This window comes from Psychromonas sp. CNPT3, from assembly GCF_000153405.2.
Classification (GTDB): Bacteria; Pseudomonadota; Gammaproteobacteria; order Enterobacterales; family Psychromonadaceae; genus Psychromonas.
In genome coordinates this window covers 2,980,264-3,003,727 of record NC_020802.1, presented here as the reverse complement: position 1 = coordinate 3,003,727, position 23,464 = coordinate 2,980,264, and the positions used below count along the sequence as shown (strand labels likewise).

Genomic DNA, 23,464 nt, shown 5'->3' with positions numbered 1-23,464 from the left:
GCCAATGGTTGAACGTACTTTGATCTCAATCTCACCACAGCTACAATTAATTGAGCGTCTGCAGCATTTAATTTATTTGTCGTCGTCTTTAATTTTTATTTCTGCCGAGGACGGTGCGGGTAAAAGTACCCTGTTTGAACAACTTGCTAATAAATTAAATACCAATATTAAACAAGTGCATTTACGTTTTAATGAACAATTGAGTGATGAGATAATTCGTCAAAAAATCATTACACAACTTTATGATAATGCGCTTTTTGATGCGCATGACAGCTTGTATGTCTCCATTGCGCAGTTACAAGAAAAAAGAGCGATGCCTCAAGCTTTATTAATCAGTATTGATAATGCCCAATATATCTCTGCTGAGATATTATCGGAACTCGCGTATCTTTGTATGCATAAAGCATCACTGGGTGATGTTGAAATAAATGTCATGTTGTCGAGCCATGAGGAAAATAATCAACAAGGGATTGAACAGCTTAATAAAAAGTACCCAGTACAAGAAAAAGGCACCTTTGTTGAGTTTAAATTAGCCCCGTTAGATATTGAAGATGCATCCAGACTGTTGATGCATTACTTTGCACAAGTTAATTACTCTTCTCGACTGGAAAATCAAGACGCGCTGACTCAGCAATTAAAGTTATGCTCAGGTAATCCCCAAAAAATTATCGCTCTCGCAGAAACGATCATGGCGGGTGCCGATAATGTAGCGCCCCCAAGTCGTTTTAGAGCACGTTTACCCGCATTATTACTGATGTTTTTATTATTGTCAGTTGCAGTGGCTATTGCGACTTATGTCTACCCGCAATTACTTTCTTATATCAAGCAGACAAATGTTCTTATCTTTGAAGATGATAGCAACGTCTCACCTGAGCCCATGGATACACTCCCTGACACACAGGCAGAGTTACTTGCTGGAAGTTGGTCTGAGCAGGAACAATCTGAAGTGACAGATAATTTACTGTTAGTGGGTGAGAGCAGTGCTAAAAAGCAGCAGTTACTTCTTGCCAATAAAGAATTACATTTAGTCGATGTTAAGAATGAGGAGGCCAAGAGGGCGCCACTTATTAACGACGTGAAAAAGAAAACGCTATTGACGCCAACATACACCGATGTCGTATTAAAAGTGAACGCTAATAAGCCACTCGATGTTTCTGCACCAATTAAAGCAACATTGGATATTAATGCACTTAAAAAAAGCGCTTTAATAAAAAAATCGATAAAATCTAAGACAGAGGCACCTAAACCCAAGACCGAGACGCCTAAAGCGGAGCCGTTAAAAACAAAAAAACGCGTCACAGTGCAACAATACAATAAATTTTCACCTCATTTATCCTCTAAAAAGTTACTAAAAATAGATGCGGATTTTTATACCTTACAGCTGTCTGCAATGTCCACTCAAGAAGCAGTAGAAGACTTTATTCGAGCGAATTTTCCACAAAAAGATCTTTATCTATATCGCACTATCCGCAAGGGAAAACCTTGGTACATTGCGGTTTATGGACAATACCCAAATTATGAAGCAGCCTTAGAAAGCAGTCATCAATTACCAGGGTCATTATCTAAATTAGATCATTGGATAAAAAAATATACATCGGTTCATCAGGATCTGCAGTTAAATCATGACTAAAAAAAATAGAGCCTTTTTAAAATGGGCAGGTGGTAAATACTCACTGATAGAGCAAATTAATCAACGTTTACCAGGATCTAAGCGCTTAATTGAACCGTTTGTGGGTGCTGGCTCGGTTTTCTTAAACAGTGATTTTGAGAGTTACTTGCTCAATGATATTAATCCCGATTTGATTGAGATGTACAAAATTATTAAACGTAAACCATTACAGTTTATTAATGACGCTCGGCATTATTTTCAGCCTAAATACAATAATGAAGCTATCTATTATCAAATGCGCACGGAGTTTAATGCAACGAGTGATGTTTACCAGCGCGCGTTATTATTTTTATACATGAATCGACATGGTTATAACGGATTATGTCGTTATAACCAAAAAGGCGGTTTTAATGTCCCTTTTGGGCGTTATAAAAAACCTTATTTTCCCGAGAAAGAACTTATTTTTTTTGCAGAGAAAGCAAAAAAAGCAACGTTTGTATGCAAGTCATATGAAAAATTATTTCAATACTTACGTGATGATGATGTTTTGTATTGTGATCCTCCCTACGTCCCCTTAAGTGACAGTGCTAATTTCACCTCCTATGCACGCACTGGTTTTTTGCGTAAAGATCAGGAAAAATTAGCTTTATTAGCTGAGAATTCAAAATGTTGTGTTCTTATTAGTAATCATGATACAGCGCTTACTCGTGAGTTATATGCCAATGCTGAATGTGACTTTATTAATGTGGCACGTACAATCAGCAGTAAAGCGAGTTCGCGTAAATCTGTTTCAGAAGTATTTGCGCGCTTTAGAGCACACTCTCCTAATTAGATATAAGAATAAATAGTTTGTTAGCCTAGGCTAAAGTAGAATGTGCGCTCAATTACCCCTTGATATTGGAAGCGACTCATGACTGATTATTTAATTGCCCCTTCAATCCTATCTGCAGATTTTGCACGTTTAGGCGATGATGTAAAAAAAGTATTGCAGGACGGCGCAGATGTGGTGCATTTTGATGTAATGGATAACCATTACGTGCCTAATTTAACGATTGGACCTATGGTCTGCAAAGCGTTACGTGACTATGGAATAACAGCCCCTATTGATGTGCATCTAATGGTTAAGCCTGTCGATACAATGATTGTTGATTTTGCTAAAGCAGGCGCATCGATTATTACTTTTCATCCTGAAGCATCAGAGCATGTAGATCGTTCATTACAATTAATTAAAGAGCACGGCTGTAAAGCTGGTTTAGTGTTAAATCCTGCGACATCGCTTGAAGTATTAACGCATGTAATGGATAAACTAGATGTGATTTTACTGATGTCAGTTAATCCGGGCTTTGGTGGACAATCATTTATTCCCCATACATTAGATAAGCTTCGCGCGGTTAAAAAATTGATCCAAGCAAGTGGACGCGATATTCGTTTGCAAGTTGATGGTGGCGTTAAAATTGATAATATCCAAGAAATAGCAGAAGCGGGTGCTGACATGTTTGTTGCAGGATCTGCCATTTTCAACGAGCCTGATTATAAAACGGTGATCGATGCTATGCGCGTAAAACTGAGTAATGTGACATGCCAAAAATAAAAAACATTAAGCTCATCTGTTTTGATTTAGACGGTACATTAATTAATAGCGTACCGGATATGCGTCTGGCATTAAATGCGATGTTAGCGGATTTTGATTTAGCTCCCTGTAAAGATAGCGAAGTAAAAACATGGGTAGGTGATGGTATTCCAACAATGGTTGAACGCGCTTTAGCGCACGCGAATAATAAGCAGGTTTCTTTAACGCTCGCAATCAGTGCATTTGAAACACATTATGCACATTACTTAAATTCAGCTTCTTGTCTGTATGACAATGTACGTGAAACACTCTTCACGTTACAAAAAAAAGGTTATAAAATCGCATTGATCACCAATAAAGCAGAGCGTTTTTTAGATGGCCTATTAAATAATTTTGAAATATATCATGCTTTTGATTTGTTATTAGGTGGGGATACGCTGGAGAAGAAAAAACCAGATCCACTGCAAATTGAATTTGCTTGTGCACAGTTTAAGGTTGATAAAAGTGAAGCGGTAATGGTGGGAGATGCGAAAAACGATATTCTAGCAGGGCAAAATGCTGGCTTGATAACGATTGCACTGACCTACGGTTACAATTATGGCCAACCGGTTTCTAACCTAAATCCTGATCATATTATTGATCAATTTAACGAATTATTAGTGCTTTTATAAGCATCTAGGAGAATAAATGAGTAAACCAATCGTATTAAGTGGTTGCCAACCATCTGGATCATTAACGATCGGTAATTATATGGGCGCCTTAAAGCAATGGGTAAGCATGCAAGAAGATAATGATTGTCTGTTTTGTCTTGTTGATTTGCACGCGATCACTGTGCGCCAAGATCCTATTGCATTACGTAGAGCCATTTATGATGGTCTGGCGATGTACCAGGCAATCGGTATTGATCCGCAAAAGAGCACTATGTTTATTCAATCACAAGTGCCAGAGCATGCTGAGCTTGCATGGATATTGAACTGCCATACACAAATGGGTGAACTGAGTCGAATGACACAGTTTAAAGAAAAATCACAAAAAGCCAATGCGAGTGTCAATGCTGGATTGTTTGGTTATCCCGTCCTCATGGCTGCTGATATTTTATTATATCAACCTAAAAGCATCCCTGTGGGCAGTGATCAGAAGCAACATTTAGAATTGGCGCGCGATATTGCGATCCGTTTTAATAATCACTATGGACAAACTTTTGTGGTACCAGAGCCTGCGATCCCGACACATGGCGCACGTATTATGAGTCTGCAAGAGCCGACTAAAAAAATGTCTAAATCAGATGAGAATGTAAAAAATGTAATTGGTTTGCTTGAAGATCCTAAAGTGATCAGCAAAAAAATAAAAACAGCGGCCACTGATTCAGATGAGCAGGCACGTATTTATTTTGATAAAGAAGAAAAACCCGGGATCTCGAATCTATTAACATTATTATCGTGCTCTACAGGTCAGTCTATTGAAAGCTTGATCCCTGCTTATGAAGGCAAGATGTATGGTCATTTAAAAGCAGATACAGCAGATGCTGTTGTGAGCTTACTTGAGCCGATTCAAGCGCGTTATAAAGCGTTACGTGCAGATGAAGCGTCATTACAACATATCGCTCGTTTAGGCGCTGAAAAAGCACGTGAGCGCGCAGCTAAAACGCTTGCTGTTGTTTATGATCGTATTGGTTTCTTACCTAAATAAGAAGCACTTCGCTGAGCTTTAGAATAGGTTCGCTAAAACATAAAAACGCTATTTAGCTCGTTTTTTGTTTTAGCGAATTAAAGGCCTGCAATTATAGGTTGATAAACCCAGCATCTTGCATGCGTTTTACAACAGTCTTACGCTGCTCTGATGTTAATGGTGTTAAAGGTAAGCGAGGGTCGCCAACGTCTATCCCATGTAAACTCATGGCCGCTTTACCGGCTGCAACGCCACCAAATTCAACCAGCACACGAATTAATTTAATCACTTTGCTCATATCATCAAAAACGGCTTTTTGGTCGCCACGGTTAAAGGCGTCTATGATGTTATAAAAAAGAGGGGCTGCATAATTATAGGTACTGCCAACCGCACTTTTAGCGCCAACGGCTAATGCACCGGGAAGAAATTCATCTACGCCAAATGGGATATCAAATTTTCCATCGCAAACGCGTAAGCAACGTTGATATTCATATAAATCACCGCTATTAAATTTAAGCCCTGATAAATTTGGAATACAGGTATCGGCTTTGAGCAAGAAGGCTTCCATATCAACAGTCACACCTGACATACCAGAATGATAATAATAAAAACCTTTAGATGGAGCGGCTGCTGCGACGACCTTGCAATAATTAACGAGTTCATCGACAGATCCCGGCTTAAAGAAGCAAGGCCCAATAACGGAGGTAGCGAGAATATCTAACGTCTCTGCATGACGCGTTAATTCTAATGTGTCGATAATACTTAATGCACCTGTGTGCACAATAATATCAAGTTTATTTGCACAGGCCTTAACCCATGTTTGTGCAATTTCTTTACGCTCTGCAACCGAGCAATGTATGCCTTCACCGGTTGTTCCACAAATGTATATTCCACTAATTTTATTGGCGATCAGATGCTTAGCAATTTGTTTAATGGCGTCATGATCTACCGTGTTGTCTTTGTTAAAGGGAGTGTGTGGTGCCGCGATTAATCCAGTTAATTTTTTCATAAAAGGTCCTTAATACCCAAAGAGAAATTAAACTCCGTTTTTGGTCTTAAATTTGGAGCTTAGGTTTTCATGGTAAAGGCTAGTATTTTTTTTCACAATCTTAGTTGTAAGTATTTTAAGGAACTGTGATCTTAGTAACCATTATGAGGCGTAGCAGAAGCTTCGACAGCGTCAAATTAACAAACAGATCTTTTGCGCTTTAGGAGAATTTAATAAAAACAAAATATGTGTATACTGCCTATTATTGAGTCGCATATGAATAGGGTTATTAAATGTTAGGATCACAAGAAAAAATTAGAGCGGGTAAAGTACTAGATACTATCAGTAGTTTATATGCCAGTTTAACGCCTTCTTCTAAGCGCATTTCTGACTATATATTAAGTAATGGGAACGAGGCTTGTAAGCTATCCATTGGCGAGATCTCCAAAATAGTCAATGTGGGTGATGCTACCATTATTCGTTTTTGTCGTACCTTAGGCTTTAAAGGCTTTCAAGAATTTAAAATGGAACTGGCAATAGAGTTTTCACATATTAATCAGCAAGATAAGTCTATATTTGATGGGAATGTGACGGCAGATGATGATGTGCAAATGATCAGTCAGAAATTAAAGCGATCGATTAATAATGTGCTGAGTGAAACGATTAATTTACTTGATTTTAATGTCATAGAAGAAATAACCGCACATATAGTAAAAGCCGAAGCTATTTATTTTTTTGGTGTGGGTTCATCAGGATTAGTTGCCGAAAGTGCTAAGCATAAATTTATGCGAATTGGCTTACGAGTCGATGCATTAACGAATAATCACTTTATGTATATGCAGGCTTCCTTGCTAAAAAAAGGCGATATAGTGATCGGTATTAGCCATTCAGGTTATTCGAGTGAAACAATCAAAGCGTTAACATTAGCTAAAGAGGCGGGTGCAGTGATCATTGCAATTACCCATAATCCGCGTTCGACATTAGGTGAATTAGCAGATCATGTTTTGGTCAATGGTAATAGACAAGGGAAGTTACAAGGTGATTCAATTGGCACTAAAATATCACAAATGTTTGTTTTAGATTTATTGTATACGGCGTTTATCAAAGAAGATATAGAGCATGCGGAAGAGAATAAGCTAAAAACAACGCAAGCACTAAAGGCTAATTAATCTATTGAGATACCGTTTTTATCGATGTATCCCATCATTACACCCATCGAAGCTCGTTTATTTCAACATTTCACGCTCTCATCTTTGATTTTATAATGATCTAGTTCTCAATTAAAATATTAAGTAATTGAAGTTTTACTCCAAAGATAACAACATGAAGTAAATATTTACAAGTTGTTCAAATTTTGGAGTTTAACTACATATGAAAGATAATAGCGCTTGTCTTATTGCCTTACAGCAAAGTTTTGTAGCATCATGTCAGCCTGTTGACTTTGGCCCTATGGATGATCCTCGTATTGTTTCTGCTATGGCACAAGCTTGTATCAACGGTGGTGCGAGTGCCTTACGCATTGAAGGCATTGAAAATATTAAAGCGGTTCGCGCCCATGTTGATGTCCCGATTATTGGTATTATAAAAAGAGATCTAAAAGATTCTGCGGTGCGTATTACTCCTTTCATCGAAGATGTGATTGCATTAAAAGAGGCGGGTGCCAATATTATTGCGATTGATGCAACGCATAGGCCTCGCCCGACATCGGTTGCAACCTTGATCAAAGAAATACATGCACAGGGTTGCTTGGTCATGGCAGATTGTTCCGACTTTGAAGACGGTGAACGCAGTCATCAGCTTGGTGCAGATATCATTGGCACGACACTTTCGGGTTATACGGGTAAGGTTATCCCGATTGTGCCTGATTTTTCTTTAGTAACACGGTTTAGTGAACAAGGTTATTTTGTGATGGCAGAAGGCCGCTATAATTCGCCTGGACTTGCTAAACAAGCGATGCAGGCGGGAGCCTCTTGCGTCACGGTAGGCTCTGCTATTACGCGTATCGAACATATTTGTGGTTGGTTTAAAGATCAAGTGCAATTAGGACGTATTACGCCGTGTGGAGATGGCCAATGAAGACTTGCTTAGCGGTTGACATTGGTGGGACAAAAATAGCAGCAACACTTATTCGAGATGGCGTACTAACGCGCAGAATGCAGGTGAAAACGCCAGCCTCATCCAAAGCGGTTGCTTTAGATGGTGCGTTAAAAGAGCTACTTTCGCCTTTACTGAGCGATGCCGATTATATCGCGATTGCCTCTACGGGTATTATTCATAATGGCATTATTAGCGCATTAAACCCTTCTAACCTTGGTGGCTTAAAATCCTACCCACTTAAGAGTAGTATTGAAAAATTTTCAAGCCTCCCTGTTTTTATCTTAAATGATGCACAAGCGGCAACTTGGGCAGAGTTCCAGCATTGTCAGGTACAGAATATGGCCTTTATTACTATTTCAACGGGCGTAGGGGCTGGCATTGTTATTAATAATAAATTATTAACGGGCTATCGTAGTATAGCGGGCCATGCAGGGCATATGCTTGCCGATCCCAATGGCCCCATGTGTGGCTGTGGACGTAAAGGTTGCGTCGAGAGTATTGCCTCTGGTACGGCTATTGGCAATGCCGGAAAGTCTTTTTGGGGCGAGTCATGCGACGGTAAAATGGTAATGCAAAAATGTCAGGAAAATGATCCTAGAGGTATTGAAATTATTGAGAGATCAGCGCAAACCATTGCCAATATGATCGCAGATTTAAGTATTAGTTTAGACATAGAAGTCTTTAAAATCGGCGGTAGTGTTGGCTTAGCAAGCGGGTATATCGGGCGAATTCAAAATCATTTATCGACAATGCCGGCGGCTTTTCACAGTGAGATTCAGCGCGCTGAATATGGTGCGGATGCAGGATTGGTCGGTGTATCACTGTGGGCACAAGAATAAAAAAGATGTTTTTGTTGAATTTTCAATGAGATCACATAGATAAGGAAATAAGCTCATGATATTAGGCCATCGCAATGATGAAGCGTTATATAAGTTATTACCAAGTGCCTTGCAAAGTGCGTTAGATTTTTTAAATAAAACCGATCTAAAGGCACTTTCACTGGGACGCCATGAAATACAGGGTGAAGATATTTTTGCTAATGTCATGTCTTTTGATAGTGTGCCCGCCTCGCAAAAAGAAGCCGAAGTGCATCAACAATATATAGATTTACAATGCTTGATAAGTGGTGAAGAAAAAATTGAATTTGGGCTGGCGGCGCATTATGAATTATCGCAAGCTTATGATAAAGAAAATGACTTTGCTTTAGTTGTGAATATTGAAAATAAAAGTGAAGTGGTTTTATGTGCAGATATGTTTGCTGTCTTTTTTCCCGGACAGCCACATAAACCGGGTTGTATTGTTACTGAGAAGGCTAACATAAAGAAAATTGTGGTGAAAATTCATCGTAAACTATTGGGCTAGTACATAAACTAAAGGTAGGCGATATAGATATATTGCCTACCATTTCTATTTTTAAAGTCCGCTCGCAGCATCTTTTTTATCAATTAGTTCAATCATATACCCATCAGGATCTTTGACAAAAGCGATAACCGTCGTGCCGCCCTTAACAGGGCCAGGTGCACGTGTAATAACACCTCCTAGCTGTTGTATTTTTTTACAGGTTGCATAGATATCGTCACATTCAATGGCAATATGGCCATAGGCATTACCCATATCGTAGCTTGTCGTGCCCCAATTATAAGTCAGCTCTAATACCGTATGTTGGCTTTCATCCGCATAGCCTAAAAAAGCCAACGTATATTGGTACTCTTTGTTTTCAGATTGACGTAACAATTGCATGTCTAAAACTTGGGTATAGAAAGTTATCGACTTTTGTAGATCCGTTACGCGTAACATAGTGTGTAATAAACGCATATATTTTCCCTGTTAGCATCCTTTAAGATGCTTTATATTTTTGTTCAATTCATGTTTTTAGTTAAGAATTTTACCGTATCCGCCATTTCATCATCGCTACAATCCATACATGTGCCTCTCGCAGGCATCGCATTAAAGCCTTTAATCGCATGCTCTAACAATTTGTCCATACCTTGTGCAAGGCGAGGCTCCCAAGCTGCTTTATTACCTTTTACAGGGGCGCCTGCAACACCGGTGGCGTGACATGCGACGCAATAACTATTATAAACTTGCTCTCCAGATCGAGGCTCTGCGGGTTTTGCTGCTATCGTTGCGACATTATGAGTACCTATTTCGCCATCTAAGTAAGCACTGCCTATGGGAGAAATACGATCTCCAATGGCTTCTTGTGCTGTTTTAGAGAGAGATTGTGCCGTCGTAGTAAAACTGAAAATGCTCATCGTTAAGCCGATCAAACAGGTGATGCGTTTAATTAAATACACTAGGTTAACTCCATATATGGCGAGAATGTTGTGAATTTGTTAATTATAACGAGCTTATTAATAACTACCAATGTCTTTATGGCTATTATTGTTTCCAGTTCACTATTTTTTTCTCTTTTCCTGATAATAAGCGTTTTATGTTACTTACATGACGCAATAAAATTAAAATTGAAAGCATTAAAACCGGTAAAGTAAACTCGGGCTTGATCTGTTCAATAATAATGGGCGCTGCAATTGCAGTAATAATGGCAGCTAAAGATGCATAGCCGCTGATGGCTAAGGTCAGTAGCCAAGTTAAGACGAGTAACCCGCTCATATTGGTACCTAAAGGCAACAATACACCAAGACTCGTTGCCACACCTTTGCCTCCTTTAAATTCAAAATAAGGCGGGAAAATATGACCTAAACAGGTGGCGATACCTATAAATCCAATGCACAGCGGTGAAAAACCAAGGAAATAGGCAAGATATACGGGAAGGGTGCCTTTTAAAAGATCAAAAATAAGCACTGCACTGGCAGCTTGCGCATGATGTAGACGCAACATGTTAGTGCTTCCGGGATTTTTTGAGCCCGCTAGGCGGGGATCTTCCCAACCTTTTATGCGGCATAATAAAATCGCACCATTTAGGCCTCCAAGGAGGTAGGAGCAAAAGATAAAGAGTAGACTGATGAGTATAATCATTTGTATTTATTTTTCTCTATCATGTAAAATAAGACGTAATGTTATCTATGTTACATTATGTCTCTTTTTTGTTCAATTGACGTGTTTAATGCGTAATAGCAAAGGAACTAAAAAGTGATCCGTTTTGCTTGTTGAAATTATCCCTACCAGCGTTGTGAGTTTTGAAGTGAGAACAACACTCTCCTGCAATTCACGCCTTGCTAGTGTTAATTTTTCCTGCGCAACATATGGAAGCTAAATTAATTCTTTTGGTATAAGAATATTTTAAAGGATCCAAAATGGATATTGTTTTTATTAAGCAGTTAGAAGTCATTACTACCATCGGTGTCTATGCATGGGAAAAGTCATTACAGCAAAAGCTCTATTTTGATTTAGAGATGGCATATGATAATAAACCAGCCGCCTTAAGCGATGATATTAATTTAGCCTTGAATTATTTTAGTGTCGCCACAGCAGTGAGTGAATTTGCACAGAAAAACCAGTTTGAGCTTTTGGAAACAATGGCTGAAAAAGTGGCGCAACTTATAATGCAAGATTTTGGCGTTAAATGGATAAAGTTAACGTTACATAAACCGGGAGCCTTACCTCAAGCACAAAGTCTAGGGGTGAGTATTGAACGCGGACAGCGTTAGTGGCTCGCGTATTTATAGGTGTTGGCTCTAATCTGCATAGATTAAAGAGTGTGCGCGCAGGTCTTAAGTTATTACAAGCAGAGTTTACGAATTTTAGCCATTCTTCCTTATATGAAAGTGAAGCAGTGGGTTTTAAAGGAGGCACTTTTTATAATTTAGTCGTGGCATTTGATACCGACTTAAGCGTGTCAAGATTGCAGCTAATTTTAAAAGAGATAGAAAAAAAACTGGGACGAAAAGACAACGCAATAAAATTCTCGGCGCGCAAGTTAGATCTTGACCTGCTCCTCTATGATAACTTGGTCGATGTAACGATCAATGTGCCACGTGCAGAAATCACCAGTAATGCGTTTGTTTTAAAACCTTTGAAGGAGCTTGCTCCCTTATTAGTGCACCCGACGTTAAATAAAACATATCAGCAACTTTGGCTTGAATATCCACAACAAAAACAAAAGTTATGGATATTAGAGGTGAACTTAATACAATAATCGTGGTATATACCCATGATATTTTAATATGCAAAATCAGTACACCCACAGTCTTTTTAAATTTTTATGTAAAGGATCGTTATGACCACGTTTCAAATTGTAGTACTTGCCTTGATCCAAGGCTTAACTGAGTTTTTACCTATTTCGAGCTCAGCACATCTTATTTTACCTTCTATTTTATTAGATTGGCCGGATCAAGGTTTAGCGTTTGATTTGGTTTTAAATATAGGCACATTAGGTGCGGTGCTTATCTATTTTCGACGTGACATTGGGCGTATGTGCGGGGCTTGGTGTTATTCGTTAAAAACCAAGCAACAAACGCCAGACAGTAAGCTGACTTGGTGGATTTTGTATGCGACTCTCCCGGCCGCTGTGATTGGATTTTTAGGTAAGGATCTGGTTGAAATGTATCTGCGCAGTGGTTATGTGATTGCTGTGACGACGTTAGTTTTTGGTTTGTTACTCGGTTGGGCAGATTTTCGTGCTAAACGCATCAAAACAGAGCATCAAACAGGTTTTAAAGGTGCCATGATCATCGGTTTCGCTCAGGTTTTAGCCTTGATCCCTGGCACTTCTCGATCGGGTATAACGATCACTGCTGCCTTAATGTTAGGTCTGACACGAGAAGCCGCCGCACGTTTTTCTTTTTTAATGTCAGTGCCTATTATTGCCATGGCATCGGGATACGATCTTCTTAAATTTATATTATCTGAGCAAAGCGTCGATTGGCAGGGGTTATTGATTGGTGCTGGGGTCTCGTTTATTAGCGCTATTTTATGTATTCATGTTTTTTTAATTATTTTAAATAAAATGGGTATGTTGCCTTTTGTGATATACCGCGTCTTACTGGCTGCTCTTTTATTTTATGTGCTGAGCTAAAACAATTATTTAATGAATGACGACACGTTTATAACGTATCGTCATCTTTGCTTATTGAAGGTTATTTTTATATTGTTGTACGGCCTGAATACGTGCAATAAGTAATGCCTGTTTAATTTCTTGACCTTGAAATCCTTGGGCAATGATCTCTTGCACACTGACATCTTTAGCCACTAAAAAGGCTTGCCAAACATGATCTGCACTGGGGTATTCATTCTCTTCAAAACCGAGTCGTCCTTTTGAATCTGCAATACAGCATTCAAGCATTTGTAAGAACCGTGACGGTTTACGCCATGCATCACACTTATCCATAATATTAAGTAATATAGCCGCATCAAGCGTCACTGCGCTGTGTATTAAGGTGTGGTGCTCACTGACTAATAACGCTAAGTCGCGATATTCATTCGGGACTTTTAAACGCTGACAAAAAGCGCGAATCACTTTTAGTCCAAGCTCGCCATGACCTTTATGACTCGGCCATAACTCGGGCGGTGTCAGCGCTTTACCTAAATCATGTACTAAACATGCAAAACGAAAAGCGTTATCATTAGATAGTTTTGTCGCTTGTTTTACGACCATTAAAGTATGGATCCCTGTATCTATTTCAGGATGCCAGCGTTTCGGTGCCGGTACGCCAAAAAGATTTTCTATTTCAGGAAATAAAATACTTAAAGCCCCACATTCGCGTAGTACAGAAAAATATATTTGCGGATCGTCTGTGGCTAATGCTTTATCCGTTTCTTGCCAAACGCGCTCAGAAGTCAAAGATTCGAGCTCACCACTAAGGCTCAACTGGCGCATTAAAGATAAGGTTTCAGAGGCGATACGAAAACCTAAATGATAAAATCGCGCAGCAAATCGTGCAACGCGTAAAACCCGTAAGGGATCTTCACAGAAGGCGGGAGATACATGGCGTAATATTTTATTTTTTAAATCATTTTGTCCATGGTAAGGATCAATGATTTTACCGTCGTCAGAACAAGCCATTGCATTGATAGTGAGATCGCGACGCTGTAAATCTTCGACTAAACTGACATCTTGTCCTGCATAACAGTCAAATCCATGATAACCCGGTGCATTTTTACGCTCGGTACGCGCTAATGCATATTCTTCACCTGTTGTTGGGTGTAAAAAGACAGGGAAATCTTTACCCACTTGCTTATATCCCAGATCTAATAACATTTTAGGGGTTGCGTTGACGACCACATGATCACGATCTTTGACTTTTAAGTCTAATAGTTTGTCACGGAGCGCACCTCCGACTAAAAATATTTGCATTGTTTTCCCCTTTATCAGCTATTTAGTTATTATAAGAGAAATATTCATTCGTCACACGTTTTAGGGTTTTTAATGTATCAACATTTTTTTGCGCTAAAGGAATTGCCTTTTTGTATCGCACCCGATCCAGATTTTCTATTTTTAAGTGAACGCCATAAAGAAGCGTTGGCACATCTTAATTATGGTTTACAAGGAAATGGGGGGTTTGTCCTATTAACCGGCGAAGTCGGCACGGGAAAAACCATTGTATGCCGGGCTTTATTAGAGGCTTTACCTGATCATATCGATATTGCTTGTATTGTTAACCCAGCCTTAAATGAAATAGAGCTGTTAGCGAGCGTGTGCGATGAATTTAACATTGATTATGATGTAGATAAAAACAGTTTAAAATTACTCTTTGATGCAATACGACATTGGATGATGAATAATTTAGCGCAAGGACGACGCGCTATTATTTTGATTGATGAAGCGCAGCACCTTTCCTTTGCAGTATTGGAGCAACTGCGTTTATTAACGAATATAGAATCGAATAATAACAAGCCATTACAAGTTATATTGGTCGGCCAAACAGAGCTTCAGCAAAAATTAAAGTCCGTTGAGTTTAGGCAATTAGCACAGCGTATCACCGCGCGTTATCATTTATTACCGCTTTGCGCTGCACAATGCGCCAATTACATTGAGTTCCGTTTGCACGTTGCCGGTGCACATATGCCGATTTTTGAAAGCATGGCATTACAGCAAATTTATAGATACACCCAAGGCGTCCCAAGATTGATTAATTTATTATGTGAGCGCTGTTTATTGAGTGCTTATTCGCAAAATAAAGAGTCTATCAATACAAGCCTGGTAAAAAAAGCAGCTTCTGAAATGCAGTTTACTGCGAGTAAAACGTTATTTAGTCAGTATGGGAGAGCGTTATTATTCGTTATATTAGGCGTTTTGGTTGTCTTTAATTTGGCGAAGATTAAAAATAATGCAACACAATTTTATCAGCATTTTTCAATGTCAGAAACAGTACCCAATAAGGCTTCAATAAGTAATAACTTTCATTGGTTTTCAGATCATCAAACGCTTGACTTGAATAAAGGGAACTATGCAGTCGCACTAAGCACCCTGTATGCCATTTGGGGATACGAAGTGCCATTAGAGGGTATTGATTGCACACAAGGCGAACGGGTGAGTTTGGTGTGTTTTTCTAGGCGCAGTAATATGAGTGAATTAGCGCGCTTAAATTACCCCGCAATTTTGAAATTAAATAATGCAGATCAAAGCGTTTATGTTGTGTTATATAAAATCAAAGAAGACTACCAGTTACTTTTAGGCTCGCAACTGATCAGCGTATCGGAAGCATGGTTGCAGTATTATTGGGACGGCGACTTAACGTTATTGTGGAAAAGACCTTTCAAGGAGAAAGGAGTGCTTAAATTATCTCAGCAAGGGGAGAATGTGCGCTGGTTAAAACAAACGCTATCGACATTGCAGGCGGTAGATCTCGGTAATGATGATTATTTTGATCCGGCGCTCGCATCAAAAGTGCAACAATTTCAGGAAACGCAGCAGTTAAGCCAAGATGGGATCGTGGGCTCGCGTACTTTAATGCTATTAATGCAAGCGCTTAATCCACAGTCTCCAAAATTACAGGAGGTGCTGTAATGTCGACTATTTTAAAAGCTCAGCAAAAAAAACAGGGTAGAGTAAGCATCCCACTTAGCCATAATACGTTCAAAGGGAAAAGTTGGATCTTATGGGGATTAGTCACTTTTGTTGTCCTTTTGAGTGTTGCTTTGTACGATGCGTTGCATCAAAAACACCTTCCGTTAACAGTCGCAGAGCCCATCCCATTAGAAGAGAAAACGTTTAAAGCCGTCTCTATTGTACATTTTGTAACTCAACCTTTACCCCTGGCCGCCAGCATTGATGTGGCACCTGTTATTTTGAATTCGAAAGTAGTGCCACTACATTCACCAAAAGACACGAAAGAAATTGATTATAAAGGTGTCTCTGTAGGGTTGACGTCACGCTTTAAAGCTGCATTATTAGATCCGAGTGATAATGTAGATATACAGGAAGAAGTGTTTGAGAGTGGTGTTAGCAGCTCAGATTTGAGTGATATGCCCCGTGATTTTCAGCGCTTAGTACCCGTTATTCATTATGATGCGCATATGTATTCCTCGTTAGCCAGTGAACGTTTTATTAAAATAAATGGTAAGCGTTTAAAAGAAGGTATGTTTGACAGTACGGGTAAGTTGCAACTGTTAGAGATACAACCCCAGCTCAGTATATTTAGGGTTAATAACCAAAGTTTTAGTTTGCAATCCTTGGTGGATTGGAAGGGTTTTTAGCGTTTATTTAAAGAGCAATACACCTTCCGCATATCAGTATCTTTAGGGTTAATAACCAGAGTTTTAGTTTGCAATCCTTAGTGGATTGGAAGGGTTTGTAGCGTTTATTTAAAGAGCGATACACCTTCAGCATATCAGTATCTTTAGGGTTAATAATCAAAGTTTTAGTTTGCAATCCTTAGTGGATTGGAAGGGTTTGTAGCGTTTATTTAAAGAGCGATACACCTTCAGCATATCAGTATCTTTAGGGTTAATAATCAAAGTTTTAGTTTGCAATCCTTAGTGGATTGGAAGGGTTTGTAGCGTTGATTTAAAGAGCGATACACCTTCAGCATATCAGTATCTTTAGGGTTAATAATCAAAGTTTTAGTTTGCAATCCTTAGTGGATTGGAAGGGTTTGTAGCGTTGATTTAAATAGCAATACAGCTTCGTCACTAAGTATCTTTAGGGATAGCGCTCAACGTTTTAGTTTGCAACCATTGTTGAGTTGGAATGGTTTGTAACTTATAAATAAGTAGGTTTTTTTAGTATTGTTAGGTATTAAAGAGGAAATAATGAAATATCTCAAACTTGTCTTTTGTTTGGCATTATCAATGACTTACTCAAACGTCGTTATGGCTGATAACTGTGAAAGTGTAAAAATTAAAGTATTAGATGCTTTGGCTAAAACTGTTGATGTTAGTGTAGATGAAGTCGCTATTGATAAAACATTTTATGATCAAAGCTTTTCTGTTGATGTATTAGATATCATAAATGTAGTGGTTGATGTACAAGAGGCTCTTAACGTTGAGCTTAAAGACGAAGATGTTGTCGACCCGATGGTTTATTTTGATGACGTTGAATTTGAGCCTAGGCTGAAAAGCAAGGTAACGGTTAAAGAGTTCCAATATGTTGTCTACAAAGCGTGCGTTAAATCGCTCAGTTAGAAGTTGGTTGTAAAAAAACACCTGATAATTTTTTCAAGAGGGATCCGCAATGCGTGGCATTTTTACTATGCATTGCTCACCCTTTACAAGGCGTTATTTAGCCAGTATTGAGTCTCTTCAAGGTAGAAAACCTGCAATATTTAGTAGATTGCAGGCTTTGTAACGTATCAGCAAGTAGATTGCGGAGTGTTATTATTTACCAGCCACCACTTTTACGTTTTTTGCGACGTGGTAAGAAGGGTAGCAATAAGCCGACTATTAGGCCAAAGAGCAATACCCCACCGCCATTAAGCATCCATTCCATTTGAACGCGATCTTCTTTTGTATCTTGCAGAAGATCTAGTTCTAAATTTTTAGCCTGTAAATCTAAAATTGTCTTTTCAAGTGCGCTTTTATCGTTACGCAAGCTAAGAATAAGTTCATCGAGATCGTTATTAGACTGCGCTTTGACTGCTAAATTATTTTTATTATTTTCAATGGTTGCACTTAATTTATTTTGCGCCGCTAGCAACTCTTTTTTAACGGCTGGAAGCCGTGTTTTAGCGGGAGGGGTAGTTTGTAGTTCATTATTTTTTACCCAACCCTCTCTACCATTCGGCAGTTTTATTTTCATAAATTTGCTGTTGCTATCGTATTTTAATGTTTTCAGTGGTGTACCCACTTTAACAGTACCCGTAATTCGATAGTCTAAGCCAGGACCGGAGTGTAAGTAGATAAAGATATTATCGCTGACATAACGAGTTGCTGCAGATAGACTAAATGAAAAGGTTAGTGTAATTGCGACAAGAAGGTATTTAATTGTTTTCAAAAACATATTTCCTGTTAAACAGTATAAACGAAGCGCTATTCTAAAAGTAATTTCTAAATAGGTATATAAAAAAAAGAGCGTAAACTCTTTTTTTTATAGATAGATCAATCTTTTAGCCAAATACCGCTTTCAGTATATAGAAGAATATAATAGATAGACCCGCCCCAATGGGTAAGGTGACGACCCAAGATATCACAATATTACGGATCACGTTTAAATTTAGTGCCGCAATACCGCGTGCCATACCGACCCCTAAAACAGCGCCTACTAATGTTTGCGTTGTAGAAATAGGTAAACCAGTACCAGACGCAATCACGACGGTAGAGGCGGCAGCAAGTTCCGCTGCAAAGCCACGACTAGGCGTTAAATGGGTAATACCACTACCAATCGTTGCCATAACGCGTTTTCCAAAAATAGCTAAACCCAATACAATACCAACACCACCTAAAGGCAATATCCACCAAGCCAGAGGAGCTTGTTTGGTGATCTCGCCATTTTGACTAACGATACTGACGACGGCTGCAAGAGGCCCAATAGCATTAGCAACATCGTTAGATCCATGTGCAAAGGCCATAGAGCACGCGGTTATAACCATTAACACAGCAAAGATTTTTTCGACATTAGCATAATGCATTTCTTTATCTGCGAGTGGATCAATTTTAACGCGGTTAATAAAGAATTTACCAACAATAGCAACCACTAAGCCTACGATAGCAGCCAGCATAAAGGCTTCTGAAAGCGAAAAATGTAAACCAACATGTTTAAGACCTTTGATGATAGTCACTAAAGACAACATAAAGCCTGCCATAAACATGTAGATAGGCACATAACGTTTCGCGCTAGCAATCGGGTCAGGGGTATTAAAAATAAGTTTTTGTGAGCTTACAAAAATGAGAAAAGCGATCACGCCTGAAATTAAAGGTGTAATGACCCAACTACCAATGATGCCACCCACAGCACCCCAAGATACACTGTCAACACCAACACCCACAGCGGAAAATCCGACAATAGCGCCGACAATCGAGTGTGTGGTAGAAACTGGCCAGCCATAATACGAAGCCACTATTAGCCATGTGCCAGCTGCCAGTAAGGCTGCTGTCATACCATATACGAGTAACTCGGGTTGGTTGACATAATAGCTAGCATCAATAATGCCTTTGCGAATAGTTGCAGTTACTTCTCCGCCGGCCAAGTAAGCGCCAGCAAATTCAAAAATCATTGCTATAATGATTGCTTGTTTAATAGTGAGGGCTTTTGAGCCTACAGAGGTGCCCATTGCATTTGCAACGTCATTTGCACCAATACCCCAAGCCATCAAAAAACCTACGGCGGCGGCAAAAATTACCATCGTGCTACCGTATGTAGAAATAATATCCATAATAAATCCTATTGAATAAAGCTAAGATCGAACTAAAATAAGTTCAAGCTGTGTTCCGATTAGTTCCGCGTGATCCGCGAGTTGTCCTACCCATTCTAAAATTTGGTAAAGAAAGATAATATCAATAGGATCGTGTTGTTTTTCAATTGAGTATAATTGACGGCGCAGTTGGATCTGCAAAGAATCCGTATCATCTTCGATGGATGCAAGCTCTGCGATCATCTCTGTGACAATGCGAACTTCGCGCCCTTTAAAGCCAGTTTCTAATAATTCATCTAATTCATTTATTGCTTTTTTTGCTTGATTAACAGAATCAATACAACGTTGCACATAAGGAATAAAATGCTCACACAGTTCAGCGGGGATCTGTAATTCACGGCCGTACATTCTACCTGCAATATCTTTAACCGTATTCGCAATGCGATCTTGACGATTTACAAGTTCGATTAAATCAATACGTGAAATAGGCATAAAGAGACCTTTAGGTAAGGTCATGCGTAATTCTCGTTTTAAATCATCCGCTTCTTTTTCAAGCGTTGAAATCTGCTTGCGAATTTTTTCGGCTTCAATCCAATCCGCTTTTGCACTTGCGTGTAAAAATGGGATCAATAAAGCGCTACAAGCCGCTACTTTATCAATGTGCAATTGAATCGGTTTAATTGGAGATTTTGCAAAAACTCCAAAGATTGAATTAACTGGCATGGTCGATCCTATTATTTGGTTATATAACCGTATAAATGATCCATTTTATTATTTAAAATAGTAAAATTTATCAATACATATTGAGCGCATGTTATCTTTCTTTTGCACACAATTGAACATGAATTTAGTATAATTGATAAATTATTATGGCATTAGACACATTGTTCTTCGCGGTAATTTTTTTAACTTAATGTAAATAAAGGGTTTTTTGGTAAATATTATGGAAATGGAAATAGAAATAAAGTTCCTTTTTAGTACGGAATTTGAACAAGAATTGGTTGAAACCATCAATCAGTACAATTTTATTTCAACAAATAGTAAAATTTTAAATAATGTTTACTTCGATACGCCGGATTTAAGTCTGCGGAAGATGCACATGGGATTACGAGTACGGCGTAGCGCTGATAGCATCGAACAAACGATTAAATTATCCGGTAAAGCGATGGGAGGTGTACATCAGCGACCAGAGTATAATGAGCCTCTTACAGGCACTCATCCTGTATTAAGTGCTTTCAGAGATAATATTTGGCCTGAAGGCTGTGATGTTAGTGCACTTGAAGCGCGTCTTATCCCTTTGTTTAGTACGGATTTTGAGCGTCGCACTTGGTTACTTGAAATGAGTGATAATACCTTAATCGAAGTGGCCTATGATAAAGGCTCTATCAGTACAAACACCGCTAGTATGGCGCTGTGTGAGATAGAGTTAGAATTAATAAAAGGCAATGTAGAGCAATTATTTGTTGTTGCGCAAAGCATTGCGACCTTACCCCAAACGCGGCTGAGTAACGTCAGTAAAGCACAACGTGGTTATATGCTGGCAGATGATCTTGTTTTTGAATCTTGCGCGTTAAGTTTTACGCCACTTCAGCCTGAAATGTCATTAAAAACAAGTTTACTGAGTATTTTACAACACGGTTTAGCACATATTCAATATCATGAACATTGCTATATGGGCAACACTGACAGTAAAGCACTCGTGGAAGTTTTAAGTGGCATTAAATTTTTACATCAAAATATTAAACTATACCAACCTGCTTTCCCTCATTTATTAAAAGCCAATTGGATTGATGATTTGCATTGGTTAGCACGCTCATTCTCATGGACAGAGTCGCATAAAGTGAATGCAAACCTGTTAGAGAACAAAGCCATTTATCTTCGTAAATTACCAAAATCAAAGCTTTTAGTTAAGCATATTCAGGTGCAAAATAGTCTTTTTCCTGATCCAGAAAAATGTGTGCGCATTTTAACATCGAGTCGTTATGCACAGTTTATTTTAAAGTTAACGCAGTGGTTGCTACAGTTTGAAAAACAACAAATTTCGTCAGAAAATGATGCCACTCTATTACAATTCTCAAGCCAATCTTTGACGACTATTTGGAATGAAATTCATGTTAAAATGGCACATGATCAAGACTTGCCCATGGCGCATTTCATGGATAATAAAGGTTTATTTGAAAGTGCATTATTAACAGATTTAAGTTTTGGTTGTTTATTTAACGGTGAAGATCGCAATAATTATCGAGAACTTTGGTTAGATATTAAACAAGGTATTGATGCACTTGAAATGCTTGAAGTGGTTTCCGATTATAGCGAATATGAGCTAAATAAGGAGATGCAAAGCGAATATATGAAATGGTTGCAACGTAAACAAGATGCATTATTAAATGCATTGCAGCAATCCCAGCAACAAGCGTTATTGAAAGAAGCCTATTGGGTACTGTGATCAGGTAAAAACACAAGCGGAAGTCAAAGGGCGCCTCAGATCACTATATTTTGTTAAACATATGTTTATAAAGAGATTAAAGTATATAAGTAGTTATTATCTAAGTATAATCTAGGGTCAGGTTTAAACACAGCGACGTGTTTGGGTGTCATGCAAATAAGGATGTGAAATGCAGAAAATTAAATTAAATCGAATAGAAAGTCTTATTGGAAACTTTTCCATTAATCAAAAAATAATGGTACTTTTTGGTTTTGCATTTTTTTTGTGGACATCTAAAAACGTAGCCTTGAATTTTTTTGCACAGAATATAAATGAATTAATAATAGACGTTCTTTTTATCGGGTGTTTTTTTCTGGGTGTTTCTTGGATTTTTAATATTGTGAAAAAACAATTGTTAAGTGTCGAGCGTGGTCTTATTGAGGCGATGGCTACGGATAGTTTGAGTGCTTATGAGCAAACATTACCAACAGAAGAAATTGGTAACCTCGGACGCTTTATTTGTTTGCAAGTGGTGCAAGTGGATAACACTTTTAAAACGCAAGTTACAAATGCAACGAAGTTAGTAGAAACAACGGGTCAACTGACAACGTGTATGGAGATCATTAACGATTCCATGGAAGAAGAGTTCGCACAAGTAGAGTTACTCGCTACTGCTATGACGCAAATGACTTCAAGTGTACAAGAAGTCTCACATAATGCGCAGGGGGCATCTTCTGCAACGACAGAGGCTACTGACGTCGCTCAGCAAGGCAGTCAGTTTGTGGATGCGACGATCAAAACGATTAATTCATTATCGCAAAATATTGGCGCTTCTGCACAGGCGGTCAATGATGTTGAATTAAAAGTGGAAGGTATTGGCAGTGTGGTTGATACGATCCGTAGTATTTCAGATCAAACAAATTTACTTGCATTAAATGCTGCCATTGAAGCTGCTCGTGCGGGCGAAGCAGGTCGAGGCTTTGCGGTCGTTGCTGATGAAGTGCGTAATTTAGCTAAACGTACCCAAGATGCAACTATTGAAATTCAAGGTATGATTGAGCAATTACAAAATAGCGCTCAACAAGCTGTCGGCTTAATGGGAAAAAGTGTACATGAGGCGGATACCAGTGTGGAGCAAGTGACTCAAGCGGGTACAAAATTAGCGGGTATTGTTGCAAAAGTACATGAAATTTCAGATATGAATTATCATATAGCGTCGGCAGCTCAAGAGCAAAATACAGTAGTTGCTGATATTAATGAAAATTTAGATCAAGTCAAAGAGGTGGTTGAAGGCTCTGTTGTTATTTTAAAAGAGGTGACTGAGATGACCCAAGAAATGATGGTTTTTGCAGAGCAGATCAAGGTTGCAATGCAACGCTAAATTTTTTGTATTCTAATAAAAAGCACCTTTATAAGG

The 23,464-nt window shown here is 38.7% G+C and carries 25 protein-coding genes; 17 read left to right on the top strand and 8 right to left on the bottom strand.

Going from position 1 to position 23,464, the window contains the following annotated elements; genetic code table 11:
• Positions 1-4 precede the first annotated feature (4 nt).
• The 5 genes from PCNPT3_RS13225 to trpS all read left to right on the top strand — a co-directional run bounded on the left by PCNPT3_RS13225 (position 5) and on the right by trpS (position 4,868).
• Positions 5-1,630 (top strand): AAA family ATPase, encoded by a 1,626-nt coding sequence (locus tag PCNPT3_RS13225; RefSeq protein ID WP_015466354.1) that lies wholly within the window; start codon positions 5-7, stop codon positions 1,628-1,630.
• Positions 1,623-2,441 carry a Dam family site-specific DNA-(adenine-N6)-methyltransferase gene (locus PCNPT3_RS13220; protein WP_015466353.1) on the top strand — a complete coding sequence of 273 codons (819 nt, stop codon included), beginning with the start codon at positions 1,623-1,625 and terminating at the stop codon, positions 2,439-2,441. Before PCNPT3_RS13225 ends, PCNPT3_RS13220 begins: the two co-directional genes overlap by 8 nt.
• A gap of 78 nt (positions 2,442-2,519) precedes the next feature.
• The gene (rpe, locus tag PCNPT3_RS13215) at positions 2,520-3,200 is read left to right on the top strand and encodes a ribulose-phosphate 3-epimerase (RefSeq protein WP_015466352.1); all 681 of its coding nucleotides are present in this window, start codon (positions 2,520-2,522) and stop codon (positions 3,198-3,200) included.
• The gene (locus PCNPT3_RS13210) at positions 3,188-3,850 is read left to right on the top strand and encodes a phosphoglycolate phosphatase (RefSeq protein WP_015466351.1); all 663 of its coding nucleotides are present in this window, start codon (positions 3,188-3,190) and stop codon (positions 3,848-3,850) included. Before rpe ends, PCNPT3_RS13210 begins: the two co-directional genes overlap by 13 nt.
• Positions 3,851-3,866: 16 nt before the next feature.
• Complete coding sequence (gene trpS, locus PCNPT3_RS13205) at positions 3,867-4,868, top strand: tryptophan--tRNA ligase (RefSeq protein ID WP_015466350.1); 1,002 nt, start codon at positions 3,867-3,869, stop codon at positions 4,866-4,868.
• Between the two features lie 91 nt (positions 4,869-4,959).
• On the opposite strand, the gene PCNPT3_RS13200 is transcribed toward trpS, so the two are convergent.
• Complete coding sequence (locus PCNPT3_RS13200) at positions 4,960-5,856, bottom strand: dihydrodipicolinate synthase family protein (protein ID WP_015466349.1); 897 nt, start codon at positions 5,854-5,856, stop codon at positions 4,960-4,962.
• Positions 5,857-6,128: 272 nt separating this feature from the next.
• On the opposite strand from PCNPT3_RS13200, the gene PCNPT3_RS13195 reads away from it, so the two are divergent.
• From PCNPT3_RS13195 to nanQ, 4 genes are all read left to right on the top strand, one after another.
• Positions 6,129-7,004: a MurR/RpiR family transcriptional regulator gene (locus PCNPT3_RS13195; protein WP_015466348.1), complete on the top strand. Its 876-nt coding sequence runs from the start codon at positions 6,129-6,131 to the stop codon at positions 7,002-7,004.
• 202 nt (positions 7,005-7,206) lie between these two features.
• A complete protein-coding gene (locus PCNPT3_RS13190; protein ID WP_015466347.1) occupies positions 7,207-7,911 on the top strand; it encodes an N-acetylmannosamine-6-phosphate 2-epimerase in 705 nt (234 codons plus the stop codon).
• A complete protein-coding gene (locus tag PCNPT3_RS13185) occupies positions 7,908-8,771 on the top strand; it encodes an N-acetylmannosamine kinase (protein ID WP_015466346.1) in 864 nt (287 codons plus the stop codon). Before PCNPT3_RS13190 ends, PCNPT3_RS13185 begins: the two co-directional genes overlap by 4 nt.
• Positions 8,772-8,826: 55 nt before the next feature.
• Positions 8,827-9,294 carry an N-acetylneuraminate anomerase gene (gene nanQ, locus PCNPT3_RS13180; RefSeq protein ID WP_015466345.1) on the top strand — a complete coding sequence of 156 codons (468 nt, stop codon included), beginning with the start codon at positions 8,827-8,829 and terminating at the stop codon, positions 9,292-9,294.
• A gap of 51 nt (positions 9,295-9,345) precedes the next feature.
• Here nanQ and gloA read toward each other — a convergent pair whose 3' ends face one another.
• The 3 genes from gloA to plsY all read right to left on the bottom strand — a co-directional run bounded on the left by gloA (position 9,346) and on the right by plsY (position 10,911).
• On the bottom strand, positions 9,346-9,747 hold the full coding sequence (gene gloA, locus PCNPT3_RS13175) for a lactoylglutathione lyase (protein WP_015466344.1): 402 nt from the start codon (positions 9,745-9,747) through the stop codon (positions 9,346-9,348).
• A 44-nt stretch (positions 9,748-9,791) separates the two neighbouring features.
• Complete coding sequence (locus tag PCNPT3_RS13170; RefSeq protein WP_015466343.1) at positions 9,792-10,229, bottom strand: c-type cytochrome; 438 nt, start codon at positions 10,227-10,229, stop codon at positions 9,792-9,794.
• Between the two features lie 85 nt (positions 10,230-10,314).
• On the bottom strand, positions 10,315-10,911 hold the full coding sequence (gene plsY / locus PCNPT3_RS13165; protein WP_015466342.1) for a glycerol-3-phosphate 1-O-acyltransferase PlsY: 597 nt from the start codon (positions 10,909-10,911) through the stop codon (positions 10,315-10,317).
• A 278-nt stretch (positions 10,912-11,189) separates the two neighbouring features.
• On the opposite strand from plsY, the gene folB reads away from it, so the two are divergent.
• The 3 genes from folB to PCNPT3_RS13150 all read left to right on the top strand — a co-directional run bounded on the left by folB (position 11,190) and on the right by PCNPT3_RS13150 (position 12,910).
• Entirely contained in the window at positions 11,190-11,543 is a 354-nt protein-coding gene (gene folB, locus PCNPT3_RS13160; protein WP_015466341.1) for a dihydroneopterin aldolase, read from the top strand.
• Positions 11,543-12,031: a 2-amino-4-hydroxy-6-hydroxymethyldihydropteridine diphosphokinase gene (gene folK, locus PCNPT3_RS13155; protein ID WP_015466340.1), complete on the top strand. Its 489-nt coding sequence runs from the start codon at positions 11,543-11,545 to the stop codon at positions 12,029-12,031. Before folB ends, folK begins: the two co-directional genes overlap by 1 nt.
• 81 nt (positions 12,032-12,112) lie before the next feature.
• The gene (locus PCNPT3_RS13150) at positions 12,113-12,910 is read left to right on the top strand and encodes an undecaprenyl-diphosphate phosphatase (protein WP_015466339.1); all 798 of its coding nucleotides are present in this window, start codon (positions 12,113-12,115) and stop codon (positions 12,908-12,910) included.
• A 51-nt stretch (positions 12,911-12,961) separates the two neighbouring features.
• On the opposite strand, the gene PCNPT3_RS13145 is transcribed toward PCNPT3_RS13150, so the two are convergent.
• Positions 12,962-14,188: a multifunctional CCA addition/repair protein gene (locus tag PCNPT3_RS13145; protein ID WP_015466338.1), complete on the bottom strand. Its 1,227-nt coding sequence runs from the start codon at positions 14,186-14,188 to the stop codon at positions 12,962-12,964.
• A gap of 72 nt (positions 14,189-14,260) precedes the next feature.
• On the opposite strand from PCNPT3_RS13145, the gene PCNPT3_RS13140 reads away from it, so the two are divergent.
• From PCNPT3_RS13140 to PCNPT3_RS13130, 3 genes are all read left to right on the top strand, one after another.
• Complete coding sequence (locus PCNPT3_RS13140) at positions 14,261-15,841, top strand: AAA family ATPase (RefSeq protein WP_015466337.1); 1,581 nt, start codon at positions 14,261-14,263, stop codon at positions 15,839-15,841.
• Positions 15,841-16,530 (top strand): general secretion pathway protein GspB, encoded by a 690-nt coding sequence (locus tag PCNPT3_RS13630; RefSeq protein WP_015466336.1) that lies wholly within the window; start codon positions 15,841-15,843, stop codon positions 16,528-16,530. Before PCNPT3_RS13140 ends, PCNPT3_RS13630 begins: the two co-directional genes overlap by 1 nt.
• A gap of 555 nt (positions 16,531-17,085) precedes the next feature.
• Positions 17,086-17,457, top strand: a complete 372-nt coding sequence (locus PCNPT3_RS13130) for a hypothetical protein (protein WP_015466335.1) — start codon at positions 17,086-17,088, stop codon at positions 17,455-17,457.
• A 196-nt stretch (positions 17,458-17,653) separates the two neighbouring features.
• Here the strand turns inward: PCNPT3_RS13130 and PCNPT3_RS13125 are convergent, their stop codons facing one another.
• The 3 genes from PCNPT3_RS13125 to PCNPT3_RS13115 form a co-directional block, all read right to left on the bottom strand.
• Entirely contained in the window at positions 17,654-18,271 is a 618-nt protein-coding gene (locus tag PCNPT3_RS13125; protein WP_015466334.1) for a TIGR04211 family SH3 domain-containing protein, read from the bottom strand.
• 106 nt (positions 18,272-18,377) lie between these two features.
• The gene (locus tag PCNPT3_RS13120; RefSeq protein WP_015466333.1) at positions 18,378-19,643 is read right to left on the bottom strand and encodes an inorganic phosphate transporter; all 1,266 of its coding nucleotides are present in this window, start codon (positions 19,641-19,643) and stop codon (positions 18,378-18,380) included.
• A 21-nt stretch (positions 19,644-19,664) separates the two neighbouring features.
• Positions 19,665-20,345 (bottom strand): TIGR00153 family protein, encoded by a 681-nt coding sequence (locus tag PCNPT3_RS13115; RefSeq protein ID WP_015466332.1) that lies wholly within the window; start codon positions 20,343-20,345, stop codon positions 19,665-19,667.
• Positions 20,346-20,565: 220 nt separating this feature from the next.
• Between PCNPT3_RS13115 and PCNPT3_RS13110 the strand changes: the two genes are divergently transcribed.
• Complete coding sequence (locus PCNPT3_RS13110; protein WP_015466331.1) at positions 20,566-22,068, top strand: CYTH domain-containing protein; 1,503 nt, start codon at positions 20,566-20,568, stop codon at positions 22,066-22,068.
• A 169-nt stretch (positions 22,069-22,237) separates the two neighbouring features.
• On the top strand, positions 22,238-23,428 hold the full coding sequence (locus PCNPT3_RS13105) for a methyl-accepting chemotaxis protein (RefSeq protein WP_015466330.1): 1,191 nt from the start codon (positions 22,238-22,240) through the stop codon (positions 23,426-23,428).
• Positions 23,429-23,464 lie beyond the last annotated feature (36 nt).

What these genes read in the sequence shown, in the direction of transcription:
- PCNPT3_RS13145 (WP_015466338.1), bottom strand. Translation starts at nt 14,188, where the DNA reads ATGCAAATATTTTTAGTCGGAGGTGCGCTCCGTGACAAACTATTAGAC.
- PCNPT3_RS13200 (WP_015466349.1), bottom strand. Translation starts at nt 5,856, where the DNA reads ATGAAAAAATTAACTGGATTAATCGCGGCACCACACACTCCCTTTAAC.
- plsY (WP_015466342.1), bottom strand. Translation starts at nt 10,911, where the DNA reads ATGATTATACTCATCAGTCTACTCTTTATCTTTTGCTCCTACCTCCTT.
- PCNPT3_RS13225 (WP_015466354.1), top strand. Translation starts at nt 5, where the DNA reads ATGGTTGAACGTACTTTGATCTCAATCTCACCACAGCTACAATTAATT.
- PCNPT3_RS13630 (WP_015466336.1), top strand. Translation starts at nt 15,841, where the DNA reads ATGTCGACTATTTTAAAAGCTCAGCAAAAAAAACAGGGTAGAGTAAGC.
- PCNPT3_RS13105 (WP_015466330.1), top strand. Translation starts at nt 22,238, where the DNA reads ATGCAGAAAATTAAATTAAATCGAATAGAAAGTCTTATTGGAAACTTT.
- PCNPT3_RS13195 (WP_015466348.1), top strand. Translation starts at nt 6,129, where the DNA reads ATGTTAGGATCACAAGAAAAAATTAGAGCGGGTAAAGTACTAGATACT.
- PCNPT3_RS13120 (WP_015466333.1), bottom strand. Translation starts at nt 19,643, where the DNA reads ATGGATATTATTTCTACATACGGTAGCACGATGGTAATTTTTGCCGCC.
- PCNPT3_RS13110 (WP_015466331.1), top strand. Translation starts at nt 20,566, where the DNA reads ATGGAAATGGAAATAGAAATAAAGTTCCTTTTTAGTACGGAATTTGAA.
- nanQ (WP_015466345.1), top strand. Translation starts at nt 8,827, where the DNA reads ATGATATTAGGCCATCGCAATGATGAAGCGTTATATAAGTTATTACCA.
- PCNPT3_RS13125 (WP_015466334.1), bottom strand. Translation starts at nt 18,271, where the DNA reads ATGTTTTTGAAAACAATTAAATACCTTCTTGTCGCAATTACACTAACC.
- PCNPT3_RS13150 (WP_015466339.1), top strand. Translation starts at nt 12,113, where the DNA reads ATGACCACGTTTCAAATTGTAGTACTTGCCTTGATCCAAGGCTTAACT.
- PCNPT3_RS13210 (WP_015466351.1), top strand. Translation starts at nt 3,188, where the DNA reads ATGCCAAAAATAAAAAACATTAAGCTCATCTGTTTTGATTTAGACGGT.
- PCNPT3_RS13190 (WP_015466347.1), top strand. Translation starts at nt 7,207, where the DNA reads ATGAAAGATAATAGCGCTTGTCTTATTGCCTTACAGCAAAGTTTTGTA.
- trpS (WP_015466350.1), top strand. Translation starts at nt 3,867, where the DNA reads ATGAGTAAACCAATCGTATTAAGTGGTTGCCAACCATCTGGATCATTA.
- PCNPT3_RS13220 (WP_015466353.1), top strand. Translation starts at nt 1,623, where the DNA reads ATGACTAAAAAAAATAGAGCCTTTTTAAAATGGGCAGGTGGTAAATAC.
- PCNPT3_RS13115 (WP_015466332.1), bottom strand. Translation starts at nt 20,345, where the DNA reads ATGCCAGTTAATTCAATCTTTGGAGTTTTTGCAAAATCTCCAATTAAA.
- PCNPT3_RS13140 (WP_015466337.1), top strand. Translation starts at nt 14,261, where the DNA reads ATGTATCAACATTTTTTTGCGCTAAAGGAATTGCCTTTTTGTATCGCA.
- PCNPT3_RS13130 (WP_015466335.1), top strand. Translation starts at nt 17,086, where the DNA reads ATGAAATATCTCAAACTTGTCTTTTGTTTGGCATTATCAATGACTTAC.
- PCNPT3_RS13185 (WP_015466346.1), top strand. Translation starts at nt 7,908, where the DNA reads ATGAAGACTTGCTTAGCGGTTGACATTGGTGGGACAAAAATAGCAGCA.
- gloA (WP_015466344.1), bottom strand. Translation starts at nt 9,747, where the DNA reads ATGCGTTTATTACACACTATGTTACGCGTAACGGATCTACAAAAGTCG.
- rpe (WP_015466352.1), top strand. Translation starts at nt 2,520, where the DNA reads ATGACTGATTATTTAATTGCCCCTTCAATCCTATCTGCAGATTTTGCA.
- folB (WP_015466341.1), top strand. Translation starts at nt 11,190, where the DNA reads ATGGATATTGTTTTTATTAAGCAGTTAGAAGTCATTACTACCATCGGT.